Here is an 18,418-nt window from a genome sequence, read left to right as displayed (position 1 = left end):
CATGTTGCACCCACTCACGTTTGAAACGATTTTTAAAGACAAAATCTGGGGCGGCCAGAAGATCAAAACCGTTCTGGGCAAAGACTTTGCTCCCCTGCCCAACTGTGGAGAAACCTGGGAAATTTCCGGCGTTTCGGGCAATATCTCGGTGGTGGCCGAAGGACCGCTGAAAGGCAAAAGTTTGCAGGAACTGCTGGAGCATTACAAAGACGAACTGGTTGGCAAACACGTTTACGAGCGGTTTGGCAACGAATTTCCGCTGCTGGTCAAATTCATCGACGCCAACGACGACCTCTCGATTCAGGTTCATCCGAACGACGAACTCGCCAAAAAACGGCACAACAGTTTTGGAAAAACCGAGATGTGGTACATCCTCGCAGCCGACGAAGGAGCCACGCTGAACTCCGGTTTTAACCGGGAAGTGACCAAAGACGAGTACGTAAAAGCCGTCGCGGATAACACGCTGATGGACATTTTGAACATCGAACCGGTCAGTGCCGGAGATGTCTTCTTTTTGCCCGCCGGTCGGGTTCACTACATCGGAAAAGGCATTCTGCTGGCCGAAATCCAGCAGACCTCCGACATCACCTACCGGATTTACGATTTCGACCGCACCGACGACAAAGGGCAGAAACGCGAACTCCACACGGAGCTGGCCGTCGATGCCATTGATTATACGCACTATGATCAATACAAAACGCCGTATGATTCCCAGCCGAATCAGAGCGTCAATGCCGTCACCAGCGACTATTTCGTCACCAATGTGCTGAAATTCGATCAGGAAGTGATGCATGATTATACCCACCTGGACTCGTTCGTGATTCTGGTCTGTGTAGACGGTTCGTTGACGGTCGAAACCGGAGACGGCTACCGCATCCCGCTGAAAACGGGCCAATGCGCACTGCTCCCCGCTTCAACCACGCAGGTAACCCTGCTCCCGAACGGCAACATGACGGTTCTGGAATCCTACGTTCCCTGAAGGAGTTAAAAGTTAAGAATTAAAAATTAAAAGTAGGCTGACGCATATCAAGGTTACTTTTAATTTTAGGACTTACGTCTGATAATTATTTACACTTTCGCTTTTGCCCCTAAATCCCCTAAAGGGGACTTGGACGCGAATCCTCCGGATGCTAAAAGTCCCCTTTAGGGGATTTAGGGGCAAAAGCGAAAGTCCTATTTTAACTCTTAACTTTTAATTCTTCACTCATCATTCCTTATGAATTTTCTCTACTTCATTTTTGCCTTTCTGGTTGGAACGGCTACGAGCATTCAATCGGGCGTGAATTCCCAGTTGCGACAGAGCATTGCCCACCCGGTTCTGGCCGCTCTCATTTCGTTTGGCTCCGGTTTTGTAGTGCTGGCGTTGATGTGCCTGGCGTTCCGGACGCCCATACCGGCTCTCGAAACCATGCGGGGCATCAGTTGGTGGAAATGGACGGGCGGTTTGCTGGGGGCCATTTATGTAACAACCGTCATCATAACCGTTCCGCGGATTGGGGCTGGAAATCTGCTCAGTCTGAGCGTAGCCGGTCAATTGCTGGCAGCCGTTGTGCTGGATCATTACGGTCTGCTCGGGTTTAAAGAACACGGTCTGACGTTGTGGCGACTGGTAGGCGTTCTGCTGATCGTGCTGGGGGTTGTGCTGGTGGTAAAGAATTGAGGAATAACGAACAATTCGGGATCGAATCCGTGTTCAGTAGGCATGGTCAAATACCGCTTCTACCCCACGCTGCTCAACACCTTTTCCCGGTATCTTTCCGGGGGTAATTTCACGATGCAGCAGTTGCTCGATACCATCAACCGGGTTCCGGCCCCAACGACGGTGGCGCAGGAGCGCGGCAGCCGGTTTGAAGATGCCGTGATCAAGGGCGAAGACGAGGAGCGGTTTAACGCCGACATTCTGGAAAAATTCCGCCGACACTTGCCCCGGCCCATCATCGAAACCCAGGTCTATTGCCAGTACGAGATCGACGACGTGCTGTTTTACGGCTACGTCGATCTGATCGGAAAATACAAAGCCGTCGATATCAAAACCACGGCATCCTATCAACATCCCCGATTCACTTTCAACCACCAGAATCTGTATCTCCACGCGCTGAAAAAACGCGGCATCCGGTTGATGGAATACCTGATCACGGATTTTAAGGAGGTGTACGTCGAGAGTTATTCCCTCACGCATCCGATTGAAAAACAGCTCGAAGAAATCCGGCTTTTCAAGCAGTTTCTGGAAGAACACCGGGAGTTAATCTCCGATCCGAAGATTTTTGTAACTCCGGAGTGAGTAGAAAGAGCTATTTCGCAGAGTTTAGCGGAGTAAAAGGAGTTTCGCGGAGAATTTTAATAAACTCCGCTTACCTCTTTTTACTCCGCTAAACTCTGCGAAACAACTTTTGAATTTCCATGAAAAAACTCATCATTGCCATTTCTTTCACCCTCGCTTTCTGCTCGTTCCAGAAAGAAAAATGGGTCAAATTGTTCAACGGGAAAGACTTCAGCGGCTGGACCATTCGCGGGGAACAGGTCAAGAATGATTACCGCATCGAGAACGACGAAATCGTCGGAATTTCGAAACCCAATTCCCAGAACACCTTCCTCTGTACCAATAAAAATTACGATGATTTCATTCTGGAACTGGAAGTAAAAGTCGATACGGGCATGAATTCCGGCATTCAGTTTCGCAGTGAAAGCCGCCCGGATTTCAAAAACGGCCGCGTTCATGGCTACCAGGCCGAAATTGATCCGGCGGCCCGCGCCTGGAGTGGCGGTTTATACGACGAAGCCCGGCGCGGCTGGCTGGTGGATCTGAAAAACAACCCCGAAGGTCGGCAGGCTTTCAAAAAATTCGACTGGAACAAGTACCGGATCGAAGCCGTCGGCAAAACCGTCAAGATCTTCCTGAATGGCGTCAAAACCACCGACTATACCGACACGCTGGCGACCAAAGGGTTTATCGCCCTGCAGGTTCACGGCACCAAAGTGCAGCGGCCCATGGAAGTACGCTGGCGCAACATCCGTTTGCAGGAACTGGCGAAGAAATAACGGCAAATCGCGATCATACCCGAAATCCTTCTTTTTTATTCCCCGCTAACCGGTGACCTTTGCGGCTATGATTGGCCGCAGCTTACGTCTGTATCGGGATGCCTACCGGGGTCTGCCCGCGCCCGTGTGGTTGTTGGGGGGCGTGATGCTCATCAACCGCAGCGGCACGATGGTGCTGCCCTACCTGACGCTGTATCTGACGCAACACCTGCACTACAGCGTGACGGAAGCGGGCCTGGTGATGGCGGTTTATGGGGCGGGTGCGCTGGTCGGGACGTTTCTGGGCGGGCGGCTCTCCGACCAGTTTGGCTTCTACCCGGTTCAGTTTCTGAGCCTGTTGATTTCGGGATTCTTCCTGATTTTCCTGCAGTTCGCGCAGGATTTTTACACCATGTGTGGGGTCGTTTTCATCTACACGCTGCTGGGGGATGCCTTTCGTCCGGCGGTTTCGTCGGCAGTTGCCTATTACAGTGTTCCCGAAAACCGCACCCGCGCTTATTCGCTCAACCGGCTGGCGATCAACCTCGGCTGGTCGCTCGGGGGCGGTTTGGGCGGCTATCTGGCCGGCATCGACTACCGGCTTCTGTTCTGGGTCGATGGCGTCACCTGCATCGTGGCCGCGATCGTGTTGCGGGCGTACCTGCCCGTTCCCATCCGGTCTGGTCCAACGGTTGCCAAAACCGACGCACCCGTAGCAGGCATCCGATCAGCCTACCGTGACCGGTTGTTTCTGATTTTTGTCGGGGCTACGATTCTTTTTGCGATCGGCTTCTGGCAGTTGTTCGGCATGATTCCACTCTATTTCAAACAGGTGTTGCACCTAAAAGAAACCCAGATCGGGTTGCTGATGACGATGAACGGCCTGATGATCGTCTTCATCGAAATGGCGCTGGTTTACGCGGTAGAAAAGCGGTATGCGCACCTGAAAGTCCGCATCATTGGGTTTGGCGCGTTGCTGGTCGGCTTGTCATACCTGCTTCTGAATACCGGTTTGTGGCCGGTTTTAGCCATTGTTGCGGTCTTTATCAACACATTCGGAGAGATGCTGGCCATGCCGTTCATGCAGTCGTTCACGGTGGAACGGGCCAATCCGCAAAACCGGGGGCAGTACCTGGCGTTGTATTCGATGGCCTATGCCGTCGCCCAAATTACGGCACCCGCTTTCGGGTCGCAGATTGTCGCCTGGGCGGGTTTTCCGACGCTCTGGGTGGTGGTGATGGGATTTTGCCTGGCCTCGGCCTGCCTATTCTGGTGGATCGCAGTTCAGGTGAATAAAACCGCTCTTTTAACAAATTTACTAAATAGTCCGGGAAGAACCGCTTAATTTCGCGGCTTTCTAACTGACTCCTTACGCGCTTGAAACTCTGGCAAAAAGCAAATACCGACCCTAATTCCAAAGCAACCGCCGATTCTACGGCGGCTGAAAAAATCGAACGGTTTACGGTCGGTCGCGACCGCGAGATGGATCTGTACCTCGCTCCTTTCGACGTTCTGGGCAACCTCGCTCATGCCACCATGCTCGAAACCATCAACCTTCTTTCGAGTGATGAGTTAAGAATGATGAGTGATGAGTTAAAAACCATATACCGCCAAATCGAAGCCGGGGAGTTTGTGATTGAGGAGGGCGTGGAGGATGTTCATTCGCAGGTGGAACTGATGCTGACCCGCAAACTGGGCGACGTTGGCAAGAAAATTCACAGCGGACGGTCGCGCAACGACCAGGTGCTGGTCGACCTCAAACTCTTTACCCGCGACCGGCTCTGGAAAGTGACCGAAGCCGTTCGGCAGGTGTTCGACCGGCTGATTGCCCGTTCGGAGCAGCACAAGGCCGATTTGCTGCCGGGTTACACGCACTTGCAGATTGCCATGCCGTCGTCGTTTGGGTTGTGGTTTGGTGCCTACGCCGAAGCCCTGGCTGATGATATGCTGCTGCTCCAAACCGCCTACCGTTTTGCCAACCGGAATCCGCTCGGTTCGGGCGCGGGCTACGGTTCCTCGTTTCCACTCAACCGCACCTTAACCACCCAACTGCTGGGCTTTGAAGGCATGCACGTCAACGTGGTGTATGCGCAGATGAGCCGCGGAAAAACCGAACAAACCGCTTTGACGGCTCTGGCTGCCGTGGCCGCTACGCTCTCGCGGATGGCGATGGACATCTGCCTCTATAACAGCCAGAACTTCGGTTTTCTGACGCTGCCCGACGCCCTGACGACCGGTTCGAGCATTATGCCGCACAAGAAAAATCCCGACGTGGCCGAACTGCTCCGCGCCAAAACCAACCGCCTGAAAGCCCTGCCGATGGAGGTGACGCTGGTGATGAGCAACCTGCCGTCGGGCTACCACCGCGACATGCAGATTCTGAAGGAAATCCTGATGCCGGCTTTTGAAGAAATGCTGGATTGCCTGGAAATCACGGATTTTATGCTCGAAAACATTCAAGTGAAACCCAATCTGATGGACGATCCGAAATACGATCTGATGTTCAGCGTCGAACGCGTCAACGCGCTGGTGCTGGAAGGCGTTCCGTTTCGGGAAGCGTATCTGATGGTCAAAACCGAAGTGGAAGAAGGGACTTATAAAGCGTCACGCGAACTGCACCACACGCACGAAGGCAGCCTTGGCAATTTGGGCAACGACCAGATTGTGAAGCACATGGACGCAAACATGCAGGGATTTGGCGCGGAGACTGTGGCCGAAGCCGTGGAACGACTTCTGGCATAAGCGCTTTAATTTTTCTAAAAATTTGCCTATATTGGTTATCAAATCTGCTTAACGATTATGGTAGCAACTGAAGAAACCGTGCAGACAAAACCGGAAACTCCGCCCGTGCCTTCGTACCTGATTTACGAAGTGCTGAACGGACAGCCGGTTTATTACCGGGGGTACCGGGATGTACTGGCGGGAAAACTTGATTTCAACGCTATTATGGGCAGTAGTTCGCTTCAATCGTTTCTGGTATCGTTTATTTACGGCTTTATTCTCAACAACCGGGATAAAAAACGCTACGTTCCATTCACCAATGAAGCAGGCCTTCATCTTGAGATGAATGACAATCTGGCCGCCGATATTGCCATCTACGAGAAAGGGACGTTCGAACTAACGACGAAATACTTTAATACACCTCCCAAAATAGTCATAGAGGTGGATATCAAAGCCGATGTCAGCGAACGACCGGGCGCGGAGATGGAATACATTGCCGAAAAAACACAGCGACTGTTCGATTTTGGCGTCGAAAAAGTATTCTGGGTGTTGAGCAAACCGCGTCGGGTGTTTGTAGCGATACCCGATCAGGACTGGATTTTTACGGACTGGGGCAACGATGTCCCGATTATGGAGGGCTGCGTTCTGAACGTAAAGAAAATACTCGAAGACGAAGGCATTCCGTATTGATAAATGGTGGCAGGATTTGAACCGGGATTGAAGAATTGAATCGTTGCTAACTAAATAGACATAGTTGAATACAAGAAGGGTAGTCCTAAGCTTGTAATGATAGGTTATAGTTTGTCACCACAAATCTGATTGCTTTGGTAGTGGCAACCAGATTCCCATTTTGTATCCTTACTTCCAGAATCCATTAAACCGGCCCATCCAATAGGCGAAAAGGAAATAGGTGCCGCTGTCCTCCGTTTTACCACCATTTCCTGCCAGAAAATGTTTCGGATTGGTGTTCCATCGAGAAATATTGTTTTCCGGAGTGGGAATGGGCCGGGTGGACTGAAGCATTCCCGATCGACTCAGCAATGGGTCTTTGGGAAGATCCCACCGATGGCTGTTTTCCATGGTCCAGTTGATCAGATCAACCGGATATTGCTGAATTTCCTCCAAAGCGATGGACAAGTCGCAATCCCGGTTTAGCAGAGCACTGGCAAACACATTCCATACCGGCATCCGGTCATTGCGTACCGCATTCCAACTTCTAATAAGGCTTTTAAGATAAAGATTCCGGTTCGGATCATTTTGAGTATACCGAAGAAGATTGTAGTACGGGAAAAAGTTAAGAATATCATCGGAGTGGCTGGTTTCAAATGGTCCGTACTTTTTGGCTTCCAGTGCGTTCTGCGCATATCCGTGCTTGCTGACCAGATCCTGATAGTGCTTTTCAAACTTCGGATCGCCTGTGAATTGGTAGGCGGTCTTCATAAAAGAAAGAATCTGTAGTGAATTCAAACCCCGCTCGTACATCCAGTTTGGGGAGTGGTTCAATGAATCGGGATGCCAGATGCCCCAGCGCGTCGGCTTCCCGTCAAAATCGATCAGATGATACTGGTTATCGATAATATGAGTGGCAATGCGTCCGATCAGTTGTCGCACCCTTTCCTGTTGCGCAGCATCGGCAACAAGATCGAAAAATAGGGGAAGAACAAACAGGTGCCCGGTTATTTCGTCCGAACTGGTGTCGTCCAGCCAATACCATTTCCCGTCAGCCGATCGATGCCATACCTTGGGATGCGGTGATCGGGACTGCGTGATCGGGTCGGTGGCTGCCGCATAGGAACGTGCCGGATAACCCGGAATGCCGCTCACAGTTTCCAGTCTTTCAAGCGCTTCGAAGGTTCGGATGGCATTTGCCTTTGCCGCTGAATCTTTGGTAACACCGTACCGAAAGCATTCCGCAGCCAGATAACAGGAGGTCCATAATCCGTCATTGTCTTCGTTTTGCATGTAGCTGCTCGTCAAATCTCCCGGCAGTTTTAACATCGATTGATTGATCAGCCCGCGCCGGTTGTGGCGTAACGCGATGACTTTTTCTATCGAGTCAGCCTTCTGTGCCAACGTCATCTCCTGCTGCCTGATCTGAACAATTCCTTTTGGTGTGGCAATCCATACCGTCAATGAATCAATAATTAGGATGTCATTGACCTGATCATCAGGCAGCCAGCGCTTTCCCAGGTAATAGTGCCAGCCCTTGTCTTTTTTGATCGCTCCCTTCTTCGTCCCCATCCAGGTATACCCGTTACCGGGGCGTATAGCCGTTACAGGGCCAAAGGGGAGTCCATCCGCCCCGGTGATTACCCAATGGTCGCCATCGGCTGCGATACAGCCCACGGACCACGGGCTACTGTAAAGCAGATCCCGCCCCCCATTTGTGGTAGCCAGCGCATGATAGTTTTCCTGATTCCCCACCGCCATCAGGGTTTTATCCAGGTTGATCCATTTCTCGGTGTCCCGATGCCACAGTCCTTTGTTCGTCGCCACATACAGACAGCCGCGACTGTCTTTGGTAATGGCGGTAACCCATGCGCCTTTCATGCCCGGAAAAACGTTCCAGTTTCCATCCCAGATCAGCAGTCCGGTAGTGGTACCTACAAATAGTTTCTTTTCATCCCAGTATAAACACGAAATGGAGTCTTTTTCTGAAACGGGCGGTTGTACGAACCCTTTCGTTTCTTTTTCTGCCAACACCAGCCGTTGACTGGCGAGCCATATCGTACCCTTTGAATCCTGTGCCGCGGTCATCCAATCGGTCCCCTGTTTTTTTCCCTTCCATAGGCCATCCCGATATCGAAAGACGCCGTTGGATGTAACCGCAACGATACTTTTCTCAGACAGAAAGAGTTTGCGTACATTCTGATCAGCCTCTGCGGGAAGTGATATTCCCGTTTTGATATCCTGTTTGTAGAAAATATCAGACTGGGCAAAAGCTGACAGGACGGGCAGCAGCACCATCACGGATAGCAGGAGAAACCGGTAGAGGAACATTTTTACAGCCGTTTAAAAAGGCATAGTAGCCGATGGGATAAATCGCGTCAACTGCAATACGTTTTTTTCGGGATTAAGGCTATGGGCCTTCTTCCAACGGGGCCGATTTATACGCTAAGCAGCAGCGGACGGTGTCAGGCTGGAAAGCCTGACACCGTCCGCTGCATTTTGTATTATTCAACCCGGTAGGCAACCAGCTTGTTCTTGAAAAACGTCGGCACAACGATCATTTTCTTGCCCGGAACGTATTCAATATCAGCGGTATTCATTTTTTCAGGCCGCGAATCGAGCATCAACTGTTTCTGTCCGTCGGCAGTGATGTAAAACAACCGGCCACTCCAGTCCGAAACGATGAAATCTTTCCCGACGGCCACAATACCGTCGGTGTTTCCCATGCCATCGGCAACCTTGGTAATGGCTTTGGTTTCGACGTCGATGGATTGCAAAGCCCCGATTTTGGTGCTGCCAATCATCATTTTCTTCGTTCCGACCGCCAGCAAACCGTTCGGATTGTTCAACTCGCCCCCATCCATCCAGATCTCCCATTTGCTGTCTTTCAGGCGGTAAATCTTGCTGTTCCGGCTGTCTGACGCATAAACCGCCCCCTCTTTATCAATCGTCACGTCGTTCAAAAACGCCTTTTTGTCCGTGGCATCCCAGGTTTGCTCGGCCTGTCCGTTCGACAGATTAATGGCAATCAGCCGGTACACATCCGTGACATACAGGCGGTTTTTGTAGATACCCATGCCTTTGGGCGCGTTCAGGCCCGTGGTCCACCTGAGGTTTTCGATTTTGCCGTCGAGCGAGACTTTCGAAATAAACCCATCGCCATCGAGGGAGTCGGATTTGCCGACGATGTTGGCTACGTAGAGAACTTTCCCTTTCGGATCATAAAGCACCGATTCCGGCACGCGCAGCGTGGAGTCGGTTTCCCAGACTTTCACGAGTTTCTTCTCTTTTTTCGGCGACTCAAACGCCGACAAGGCAACGGTCAGTACAATACTGCCGCTTAACAGTAGATTTAGCAAACGCATAATTCGGGAGCAGATGGTTTTGTCATTATTACCTTGTAAGTAACGACACGGTTGCCGTTATTCCAACGGTTTGGCCGGTTTGTTACCGTACAGCGCGCTAACTTAAGCGGACGGCAAACAGCTCCTTGGAATTGTAATAGACGTAAGCCACCACGAACAGCGTGACCACGCCACCCAGTGCCACCGAGGGCACCACGCCCAGCAGCCGGGCCGCCACCCCCGACTCGAAAGCGCCGATCTCGTTGGAAGAGCTAACAAAAATACCGTTGACAGCCGCCACCCGGCCCCGCATGTGATCGGGTGGGAAAATTTGCAGAACTGTGTTTCGGATCACTACACTCACACTATCGAACGCGCCTGTTACGAATAAGGCAAAAACCGACAGCCAGAAGTGGGTCGAGAAAGCAAACACCAGCGTGAAAACCCCGAAGCCCAACACCGCAATGAGCATGTTCCGCCAGGCGTTGTGGGTGGGCGGAAACCGCGTCAGGAGCAGCATGGTTCCGATGGCGCCGATAGCAGGTGCCGCCCGCAGAATACCCAGCCCCTGTGCGCCTACCTTCAGAATGTCTTCGGCAAAAATGGGCAGCATGGCCACCACGCCACCGAACAGAACCGAAAACAGATCCAGCGAAATAGAATAGAGAATGATCTTGGTTTTGAACACGAACCGGAAGCCTTCGCGCAGGCTGTTCCACAGGCTGTCTTTCGGGCCTTCCGTCACCGGAACCGGTTTTTTCTTAATCATCGAAATCAATACCAGACAAACCAGCAGCAAACCGATGACCACCAGCAACGAATAATCCAATCCTAGCCAGACGTAGAGGAAACCGGCAATGCCCGGCCCGGCAATGGCCCCGGCCTGCCAGAACGAACCGCTCCAGGTAGACGAATTGGCGTATAATTCCCGCGGAACCAGGAACGGTTTCAGCGACGAACTGGTGGGCGAATAAAATCCTTTGGCGGTTCCGATCAGCACGAACGCACTGTAAATCACCACCAACTGCGTAGATTTGGACAGATGGCCGACCACAGAAGGTTGAAAAACCAGGTACAGAATGACGGACCCCAGGATAATCACCGACAGGCTGACCTGCAAAATGGATCGCTTCTCCCGCCGGTCGGCGAGGTGACCGCCAAACAGTGACATGGCGATGAACGGCAGCGCTTCGGCCAGGCCAACGAGGCCCAGCGCCAGCGGATCGTGCGTCATCTTGTACAATTCATACCCTAACAAAACCTCCTGAATCAGAAGTGTGGCCGTAAACAGAAAGCTATTGGCAGCAAAAAAGCGAAATTCGGGATAACGAAGGGCTGCGTAGGTGTCAACCTTTTTATTCATACGGCAAAAATAACGGTTCGATCAGGATTCTGCTGATTATTAAGCGGAACTGTCATTTCTTTGTTTTTGTAAATGAGCCGCCGAGCAGCCCCAACCCACGACCGGGCTACCCGCCGTCCTTTTTAACGTCTTTCAAAAGAATCGGTTATGCATGTTAAAATTTGTTGCATCAGCAGTGTGGAAGAAGCCCGGATGGCGGTTGGAGCCGGGGCGTCGGCGGTGGGTCTGGTTGGGCGGATGCCCAGCGGGCCGGGCGTGATCGGGGATGACCTCATCCGAACGATTGCGCAAACCGTTCCCCCGCCCATCGCTACGTTTCTGCTGACGAGCGAACCCACCGCCGAAGCCGTGATCGAACACCACCGCCGGGCTTTCACCAATACGATTCAGTTGGTCGACGCCCTGCCACCGGGGAGTTACCGGACACTGCGGGCGGCTTTACCGGGCATAAAACTCGTGCAGGTGATTCACGTTTTGGACGAGGTCAGCATCGACGAAGCCCTGGCATCGGCGGAGGAAGTGGATGCGTTGCTGCTGGATTCGGGCAATCCGAAACTGGCCGTGAAGGAGTTGGGCGGAACGGGTCGCCGGCACGACTGGACGCTGAGCCGCCGGATTGTGGAGCAAAGCCGGGTGCCGGTTTTTCTGGCCGGTGGTTTGAACCCGGAGAACATCCGGCAGGCCATCGACACCGTGCAGCCCTTCGGTCTGGATATTTGCAGCGGAGTTCGAACCAATGGAAAGCTGGATCCGGATAAACTGACGCGGTTTTTCACCCAAATCCACCGAAGCTAAACACTAAAAAACCCCGACCAAACGGGCCGGGGTTTTCTTTCTATGCGTCGACTCACCTTACGCTACTGCAATTTGTTTGGGTTCGATCACCGGTTTTTCAACTTTCGGCAGATCAATTTTCAGAATACCGTCGGTGTAGGCAGCCTGAATCTGTTCGTTATTTACGTTTTTCGGTAAGCGGAAGCTCCGTTCAAAAGAACTGTAGCTGAACTCTTTCCGGGTATACTTTTCGGTTGTTTCCTCCTTCGCTTCTTCCAGTTTGGCCGAGATGGTCAACTGGTTGTTGGTCAGATTGATCGCGAAATCTTCTTTCTTCAAACCGGGGGCTGCCAGTTCAATGTGATAGGCGGTTTCATCTTCTTTCACATTCACAGCCGGAACAACCGAGCTGGCCGCTTTAGCAACCGCTGGCGTGTGGAAATGACGGTTGAATTCCTGGTTTACCAAATTGTTAAAAAACGAGGGTAACTGGTTGTATTGGACTAAGGTTCTCATGGCTTTATGTTGGTTATCTTTTTAATTTCTGAACTACAACTCCCTTTGTTCAACTTGTGTACCAATCCAAAAATAGAACACAAATCAGCCATTTTGTCACTAAAATTATGTATATTGAAAAAAAATAATGACATTTTGTCTTATTCAATCAGCATTTTTGTCTGAGAGACTGCTCCACACCGCGGACTTTCGCCCCTGTTGTTCCCTAATTACCTGTTCAGGCCCGACGATTACGGATTAAAAGTCCGGGATATGGAGCGGAAATACGGACACAAAAAGGTCAGCATGGCTTTTCAGTATGAGTAAGCAAGAAATTTAATGCAACTGATAGTTGATGCATCGACAATCAAATCTTATTTTTAGCCTTCTGTACCTCCCTCTCAACCGTACTATTACTTATGTTCAAGTATTACCGTCTTCTATCCTTCTTTTTTTGCGTCTTACTCAGTACCACGATCCTACAGGCGCAGCAGACCGCGGCCACGTTTTTTGAAACCGGCATTGTGAAAAGTAAATCGGGCGATTTCATGGGTGCCTTGCAGGCATTCAGTATGGCCATCGGGGCCAATCCCGAAAACGCACCCAGCTATTACAACCGCGGACTGGCCAAAGCCAACTTGAAAGATCACCGGGGCGCCATTCTGGACTACGACCGGGCCATTGAACTAAACGGAAAAGATGCCCTGGCTTACCTCAGTCGCGGGGTCAGCAAGAGCAAACAGGACGACCACCGCGCGGCCCTCATGGACTTCAGCCGGGCCATCGAACTGGCGCCCGACGACGTCCAGGCGTATTATTACCGGGGCGTGAGCCGCAGCCGCCTGGAACAATACCGGGGTGCCTTACAGGATTTCTCCAAAACCATCGAACTGGACCCCAACAACGTGCAGACGCTGTATGCCCGTGGCATCACCAAACAGAAACTGGACGATTATGCGGGCAGTCTGGCCGACTTTTCGAAGGTGATTGAACTGAATCCCAAACGGGCGCAGGCTTATGCCGGTCGGGGAGCGTCGCTGGTGCAACTGGGTCAGTATCAAAAAGCCGCTGAGGACCTCAATAAAGCCATTGAACTGGCACCCGAAGATGGCGAATCGTTCTACAACCGGGGCTTTGCCAAAAGCAAACTGGAAGATTACAAAAGTGCGCTCAATGACTATGACCGCGCCATTGTTCTGGAAGCGACCAACTACCGGGCCTTTTATGGCCGGGCCTTCTGCCGTGGCAAACTGGGCGACCAGCGCGCAGCCATTCAGGATTACAATACGGCCATTGAAATCAACAATGCCAACGTAGAATCGAAAGTGGTTTACAACGGCAAAATTTCAAGGGCCGTTCTGGACAATTTGCGGAACGCCGTGCAGCAGAAAAACATCATCGATGCCTTGTCGACCGAACGTTCGGAAGCGTATTTCAACCGGGCCATCAGCAAAAGCAAAACCAACGACATCAAAGGAGCCACCGCCGATCTGAACAAGGCGATCGAACTGAACCCTACCTATTCCGAAGCCTACTTCACCCGCGGCCTCATCCGCTCGCAGCAGGGCGACCAGAAAGGGGCGATTCTGGACTGCAACAGCGCACTTCAACTTGATCCGAAATACGCCGAAGTCTACTACGTGCGCGGCATCATCCGCCACAGTCTGGGCGACGAAAACGGCGGTTGCCTCGACCTCAGCAAATCCGGCGAACTCGGCTACACGCCGTCGTATAAGGCGATTAGTGATTACTGTAATTAGAATGATGAACGATAATTAGAATGATGAATGATGAACGATGAACGGGCTTCGCCAGTAAGCATTCATCGTTCATCATTCATAACTCATCATTAATTTCCCATCACTCAAACCGCAGGTGCTTGACTGACTCGCCCGACGTGGCTAGTTCGCGGAGGGAGTCGATGCCGATCTGGAGGTGTTTCTCGACGAAGGAGCCGGTGACGCGTTTGTCGCTTTCTTCGGTTTTGACGCCTTCCGGCACCATTGGATTGTCGGACACCAGCAGCAGGGCACCGTGCGGAATGGCGTTGGCAAAACCGACGATGAAGATCGTGGCGGTTTCCATGTCGATCGCCATGGCCCGAATCTCACGCAAATATTCCTTGAACACTTCGTCGTGTTCCCAGATGCGCCGGTTCGTCGTATAGACCGTACCGGTCCAGTAATCCAGTTCGTGTTTTTTGATCATGGACGAAACCGCCCGCTGCAGCCGGAACGACGGCAGGGCCGGGATTTCGGGCCGCATGTAATCGTTGCTGGTGCCGTCGCCCCGAATGGCCGCTATCGGCAAAACCAGATCACCGACCAGCGTTTTTTTCAAACCACCACATTTTCCCAGAAACAACACCGCTTTGGGACTCACCGCCGTCAGCAAATCCATGACCGTTGCCGCCATGGCGCTGCCCATTCCGAAGTTGATGATCGTGATGTTGTCGGCAGTTGCCGTTTGCATGGCCCGGCCCAGACCGTAGATTTCCGTATCGTATTTTTTGGCGAATAGCTCGACGTAGTTGATAAAATTCGTCAGCAGAATGTACTCTCCGAATTGCTCGATGGGCGTTCCGGTATACCGGGGAAGCCAGTTTTGGACAATTTCATCTTTGGTTTTCATGGTTTGAAGTGTAGCTGTGATCAACGGATCAATTACTCCGCCAGATTGCTTATTTTTGACGGATGGAATCGTTAAACCTACCGGTTTTTGATTACAATACGAAGCAGATCGAGGGGAAACCGTATATTTTCGACGTGTTGCGGAAGAAGTATGTGCTCATTACCCCGGAAGAATGGGTGCGGCAACACGTCGTGCATCTGCTGCTGAATCAGTATGGCTATCCGAAATCGCTGATTCGGAGTGAAGGCGGTTTGAAACTTAATCAATTGCGGAAACGAACGGACATTCTGGTGTTCGACCGGCTTGGGAAACCATTTCTGCTCGTGGAGTGCAAAGCGCCCCAGGTGACCGTCACGCAGCAGGTTTTCGACCAGATTGGCCGCTACAACCACATCCATCAGGCCCCGTACATCGTGGTTACCAACGGCCTGACGCATTACTGCTGCTGCGTCGATTACCAACTACAAACCGTTGATTTTCTGGACGATCTGCCCCGGTTTGAGTAATCAATTCGTTTTCTTCCCCGGTTTTGGAAACACTTGATGGGTGTTCGCCCACTGACGCCATAAACTCTCCAGTTCACGCACCTTGTCGGGATACCGGGCCGCCAAATCGTTCATTTCGGTTTGATCCGTTGCCAGATCGAACAGCCGCCAGGTGGTGTCGCGGCTGGCCGAGACTAGTTTCCAGTTTCCGGACCGGGCATACCGCGCGCCAAAATGTTCGTTAAACAAGGTTGAATGCCCCACCACCGGTTTTCCCTGAAAAGACGGCACCAGACTAACGCCCGTTGTCGGCGTAATCGCGTGGCCCTGGTGCATTTTGGGGTACGTCGCACTGGCCAGTTCGACAAACGTGCTCATGAAATCCATCACGTGCCCCGTCTGCGCACTGAAACTACCTTTTTTTGCCGTCATCCCGTTGGGCCAGAACGCCACCAAAGGCGTATGAACGCCCCCTTCTGAAGATTCGGCTTTCCAGAATTGATACGGCGTGTTGGCGACGTTGGCCCAACGCTGACCAATCGAGGCATAGGACGTTTGCGCGCCCGGCATGACCTGCTTTTTCAGGTCGTAAGCAATCGGTCGGCCATCGCGCGTCTGGTTGGGCCGGTCGAAACCGGGGCCGTAAGCCGCACAGTTTTCGGGACTGGCTCCGTTGTCCGACAAAAACAGAATCAGCGTATTGTCCAGTTGACCGGTTTCGCGCAGGGCTTTCAGCATCCGGCCAATGCCCTGATCCATCCGGTCGATCATGGCGGCATGAACGGCCATCGCGCGGGCATCCCATTCTTTATCCGGGTTGTTTTCCCACGTCAGATCATTCTGCCAGCGGTCGGAGAGTTTGGTTTTCTTCGGATCGATCAGGCCCAGTTTGACCATTTTCTCATACCGGTTTTTGCGAATCACATCCCAGCCCACTCTATAGGTATCCTTGTATTTCGCAATGTCTTCGGGCAGCGCCATGAGCGGCCAGTGCGGGGCCGTGTGAGCCACATACAGAAAAAACGGTGCCGATCCCTTCGCAAAAGATTGAATATAAGCCACCGTTGTGTCGCTGATGGCATCTGTGTGGTAGTAGTTCTTCGGAACGGCCTTGACCGGTTTGGTGCCGTTCACCAGACTAAACGGGTCGAAAAAATCGACGACGCCCCAGATGTTGCCAAAGTACCGGTCAAACCCCCGGCTGGTAGGGTATTGGTCGATGGGGGCAAAATCGCCGTAGTCTTTCTGGTGGTTCAGCCACGCCAGTTGCTCTTTCGGATCTTTCTGCACGTTGGTATTCGAAACGTGCCATTTACCGGTCATCGCTGTCTGATAACCAGCGGTTTTGAGCACTTCCGCCAGCGTTACGGTATTTTCAGTCAGGTGTCCACGGTAGCCGGGTTGGTCTTCCGCTTCGGTCATTTTGCCAATCCCGGCCTGCTGGTTGTATAAACCGGTCAGCAGGCTGGCCCGCGTTGGGCAACAGCGCGAGGTGTTGTAAAACTGGGTGTACCGAATACCGTTTTTGGCTAGATAATCGATGTTCGGGGTATGAATTTCACCGCCGTAGCAGCCGACATCCGAAAAGCCGAGGTCGTCCGCCATGATCACAATGATGTTGGGCCGGGCGGGCGCTTTGGGTGACGGAGCAGCGAGCGGTTTTTTCTCAAAACTGCCCAGAAACAGGATGGCAAAAACGGCCAGCAAAGGCATCAACAGAACCAAAAGCCCTTTTTTCATAACGTAACCAGTGAATTTGAACCAATATGAATGCAACCTACGGATAATCCACGCCGGATGGATCGACCCGTTTATTTTTTACCAGTCAATGTTTTGATCGTCTTCACCTCCTCTACGCTGAAGGGTGTTCCGTCTTTCCGCAAAATATCGTGAAACCACAATTCCGGCTCTTTGCCGTCGGGCATCGGCATTCGCCAGGCGTAGATGGTGTTGGTTTTACCCGCCACGAACCCCCAGTTGATCGCACCGATGTTTTCCTGTTTCAGCAGTGGCATGATGGTCTGAAAAATACTGCCGTTAGACCGGGCCATGTATTCGGTGCAGATCAGCGGCCGTTTGTGTTGCCGAAGATCCGCAATCCGGTTTTTATGATCATCGATGTACTTGTAATGGTGGTAGGTGATCACATCCGAATTGTCGAGCTGAAACTGGTTTAGCTCGTTAAACTTTTCGTCCCAGTTCCACAAACCGGCGCTCACCGGCTGCGAAGGATCAACGGCCCGCGCCCAGCCAAAAACCGCTTTCAGCAACGGCAAACTCTTGCTGAAATACTGGTTGTTGCCCGGTTCGTTATACAGATCCCAGAGCAGAATCCGCTCATCGTTTTTGAAGGTGGTCATCACATCTTTCACATACCGCTCCAGCACCGCCAGGCTGTCGGGATGGGTGTGGATCATGGTGCCGGGGTCGCGCACCCAGCCACTGTTGTGAATACCCGGCTTGGGTTCCGGCTGTTTTCCGGGGTGGTATTCGTCGTTCCAGCAGTCGTCAAAAAACACCAGAATGGTTTTAATACCGTGTTTTTGGGAGATGCCGAGGTATTGGTCGAGCCGCTTTTTGAACCCCGCCTGATCCGACGTCCAGGCCACATGGTGCAGATACACCCGCATCGCATTGAGTCCCAGCCCTTCGGCCCAACCAAGTTCGCGGTCGAGCGTTTGGGGATCGAAGGTTGCCGCCTGAAACATTTCCAGTTGGTTGATGGCCGAACTGGGCTGGAAGTTACAGCCCCGAATCCAGCCTTGTTTCTGATACCAGGCATTCGCCTTTTCGGGCGTCCAGATCTTGTTTTGGGCGTTTAATCCGGTCGCAACCAGCATCAACACCCCCACAATGGTCAATAATCGTTTCATACCTACTGTAATAAAGTAAAGAGTTTAAGACTTTCGCTTTTTGCC

At 52.1% G+C, this 18,418-nt stretch carries 17 protein-coding genes; 10 read left to right on the top strand and 7 right to left on the bottom strand.

Annotation, left to right across the window (positions count from 1 at the left end; all coding sequences use genetic code 11):
• The first annotated feature begins 1 nt into the window (after window position 1).
• The 7 genes from DUE52_RS16900 (at window position 2) to DUE52_RS16870 (ending at window position 6,429) form a co-directional block, all read left to right on the top strand.
• Window positions 2-979: a type I phosphomannose isomerase catalytic subunit gene (locus tag DUE52_RS16900; RefSeq protein ID WP_114407202.1), complete on the top strand. Its 978-nt coding sequence runs from the start codon at window positions 2-4 to the stop codon at window positions 977-979.
• Window positions 980-1,216: 237 nt separating this feature from the next.
• A complete protein-coding gene (locus DUE52_RS16895; RefSeq protein ID WP_114407201.1) occupies window positions 1,217-1,660 on the top strand; it encodes a DMT family transporter in 444 nt (147 codons plus the stop codon).
• Between the two features lie 42 nt (window positions 1,661-1,702).
• Window positions 1,703-2,281, top strand: a complete 579-nt coding sequence (locus tag DUE52_RS16890) for a PD-(D/E)XK nuclease family protein (protein ID WP_114407200.1) — start codon at window positions 1,703-1,705, stop codon at window positions 2,279-2,281.
• 119 nt (window positions 2,282-2,400) lie between these two features.
• The gene (locus DUE52_RS16885) at window positions 2,401-3,039 is read left to right on the top strand and encodes a 3-keto-disaccharide hydrolase (RefSeq protein ID WP_114407199.1); all 639 of its coding nucleotides are present in this window, start codon (window positions 2,401-2,403) and stop codon (window positions 3,037-3,039) included.
• Between the two features lie 67 nt (window positions 3,040-3,106).
• Window positions 3,107-4,363 carry an MFS transporter gene (locus DUE52_RS16880; protein WP_114407198.1) on the top strand — a complete coding sequence of 419 codons (1,257 nt, stop codon included), beginning with the start codon at window positions 3,107-3,109 and terminating at the stop codon, window positions 4,361-4,363.
• A gap of 32 nt (window positions 4,364-4,395) precedes the next feature.
• Entirely contained in the window at window positions 4,396-5,760 is a 1,365-nt protein-coding gene (gene argH / locus DUE52_RS16875; RefSeq protein ID WP_374755906.1) for an argininosuccinate lyase, read from the top strand.
• A 57-nt stretch (window positions 5,761-5,817) separates the two neighbouring features.
• Entirely contained in the window at window positions 5,818-6,429 is a 612-nt protein-coding gene (locus tag DUE52_RS16870) for a Uma2 family endonuclease (protein WP_114407197.1), read from the top strand.
• Window positions 6,430-6,597: 168 nt separating this feature from the next.
• Here DUE52_RS16870 and DUE52_RS16865 read toward each other — a convergent pair whose 3' ends face one another.
• The 3 genes from DUE52_RS16865 to DUE52_RS16855 all read right to left on the bottom strand — a co-directional run bounded on the left by DUE52_RS16865 (window position 6,598) and on the right by DUE52_RS16855 (window position 11,115).
• Window positions 6,598-8,739 (bottom strand): ligand-binding sensor domain-containing protein, encoded by a 2,142-nt coding sequence (locus DUE52_RS16865; protein ID WP_229312199.1) that lies wholly within the window; start codon window positions 8,737-8,739, stop codon window positions 6,598-6,600.
• A 173-nt stretch (window positions 8,740-8,912) separates the two neighbouring features.
• Complete coding sequence (locus tag DUE52_RS16860; protein ID WP_114407196.1) at window positions 8,913-9,773, bottom strand: SMP-30/gluconolactonase/LRE family protein; 861 nt, start codon at window positions 9,771-9,773, stop codon at window positions 8,913-8,915.
• A gap of 97 nt (window positions 9,774-9,870) precedes the next feature.
• Complete coding sequence (locus tag DUE52_RS16855; protein WP_114407195.1) at window positions 9,871-11,115, bottom strand: MFS transporter; 1,245 nt, start codon at window positions 11,113-11,115, stop codon at window positions 9,871-9,873.
• A 147-nt stretch (window positions 11,116-11,262) separates the two neighbouring features.
• On the opposite strand from DUE52_RS16855, the gene DUE52_RS16850 reads away from it, so the two are divergent.
• Window positions 11,263-11,910: a phosphoribosylanthranilate isomerase gene (locus DUE52_RS16850; protein WP_114407194.1), complete on the top strand. Its 648-nt coding sequence runs from the start codon at window positions 11,263-11,265 to the stop codon at window positions 11,908-11,910.
• A 57-nt stretch (window positions 11,911-11,967) separates the two neighbouring features.
• Here the strand turns inward: DUE52_RS16850 and DUE52_RS16845 are convergent, their stop codons facing one another.
• Entirely contained in the window at window positions 11,968-12,405 is a 438-nt protein-coding gene (locus tag DUE52_RS16845; RefSeq protein WP_114407193.1) for an Hsp20/alpha crystallin family protein, read from the bottom strand.
• Window positions 12,406-12,803: 398 nt separating this feature from the next.
• Between DUE52_RS16845 and DUE52_RS16840 the strand changes: the two genes are divergently transcribed.
• Entirely contained in the window at window positions 12,804-14,144 is a 1,341-nt protein-coding gene (locus tag DUE52_RS16840) for a tetratricopeptide repeat protein (protein ID WP_114407192.1), read from the top strand.
• A gap of 100 nt (window positions 14,145-14,244) precedes the next feature.
• Here DUE52_RS16840 and DUE52_RS16835 read toward each other — a convergent pair whose 3' ends face one another.
• Window positions 14,245-15,015: an AMP nucleosidase gene (locus tag DUE52_RS16835; RefSeq protein WP_114407191.1), complete on the bottom strand. Its 771-nt coding sequence runs from the start codon at window positions 15,013-15,015 to the stop codon at window positions 14,245-14,247.
• Window positions 15,016-15,077: 62 nt separating this feature from the next.
• On the opposite strand from DUE52_RS16835, the gene DUE52_RS16830 reads away from it, so the two are divergent.
• A complete protein-coding gene (locus DUE52_RS16830; protein ID WP_114407190.1) occupies window positions 15,078-15,521 on the top strand; it encodes a type I restriction enzyme HsdR N-terminal domain-containing protein in 444 nt (147 codons plus the stop codon).
• Here DUE52_RS16830 and DUE52_RS16825 read toward each other — a convergent pair whose 3' ends face one another.
• Both DUE52_RS16825 and DUE52_RS16820 read right to left on the bottom strand, forming a co-directional pair.
• Window positions 15,522-17,240, bottom strand: a complete 1,719-nt coding sequence (locus DUE52_RS16825; RefSeq protein WP_114407189.1) for an arylsulfatase — start codon at window positions 17,238-17,240, stop codon at window positions 15,522-15,524. It lies immediately after the preceding gene.
• Between the two features lie 71 nt (window positions 17,241-17,311).
• Window positions 17,312-18,373 carry a glycoside hydrolase family 2 TIM barrel-domain containing protein gene (locus DUE52_RS16820; RefSeq protein ID WP_114407188.1) on the bottom strand — a complete coding sequence of 354 codons (1,062 nt, stop codon included), beginning with the start codon at window positions 18,371-18,373 and terminating at the stop codon, window positions 17,312-17,314.
• Window positions 18,374-18,418 lie beyond the last annotated feature (45 nt).

The organism is Larkinella punicea, from assembly GCF_003334855.1.
Classification (GTDB): Bacteria; Bacteroidota; Bacteroidia; order Cytophagales; family Spirosomataceae; genus Larkinella; species Larkinella punicea.
Note: the sequence above shows the minus strand (reverse complement) of the source record. Positions and strands in the feature narration are given on the sequence as shown.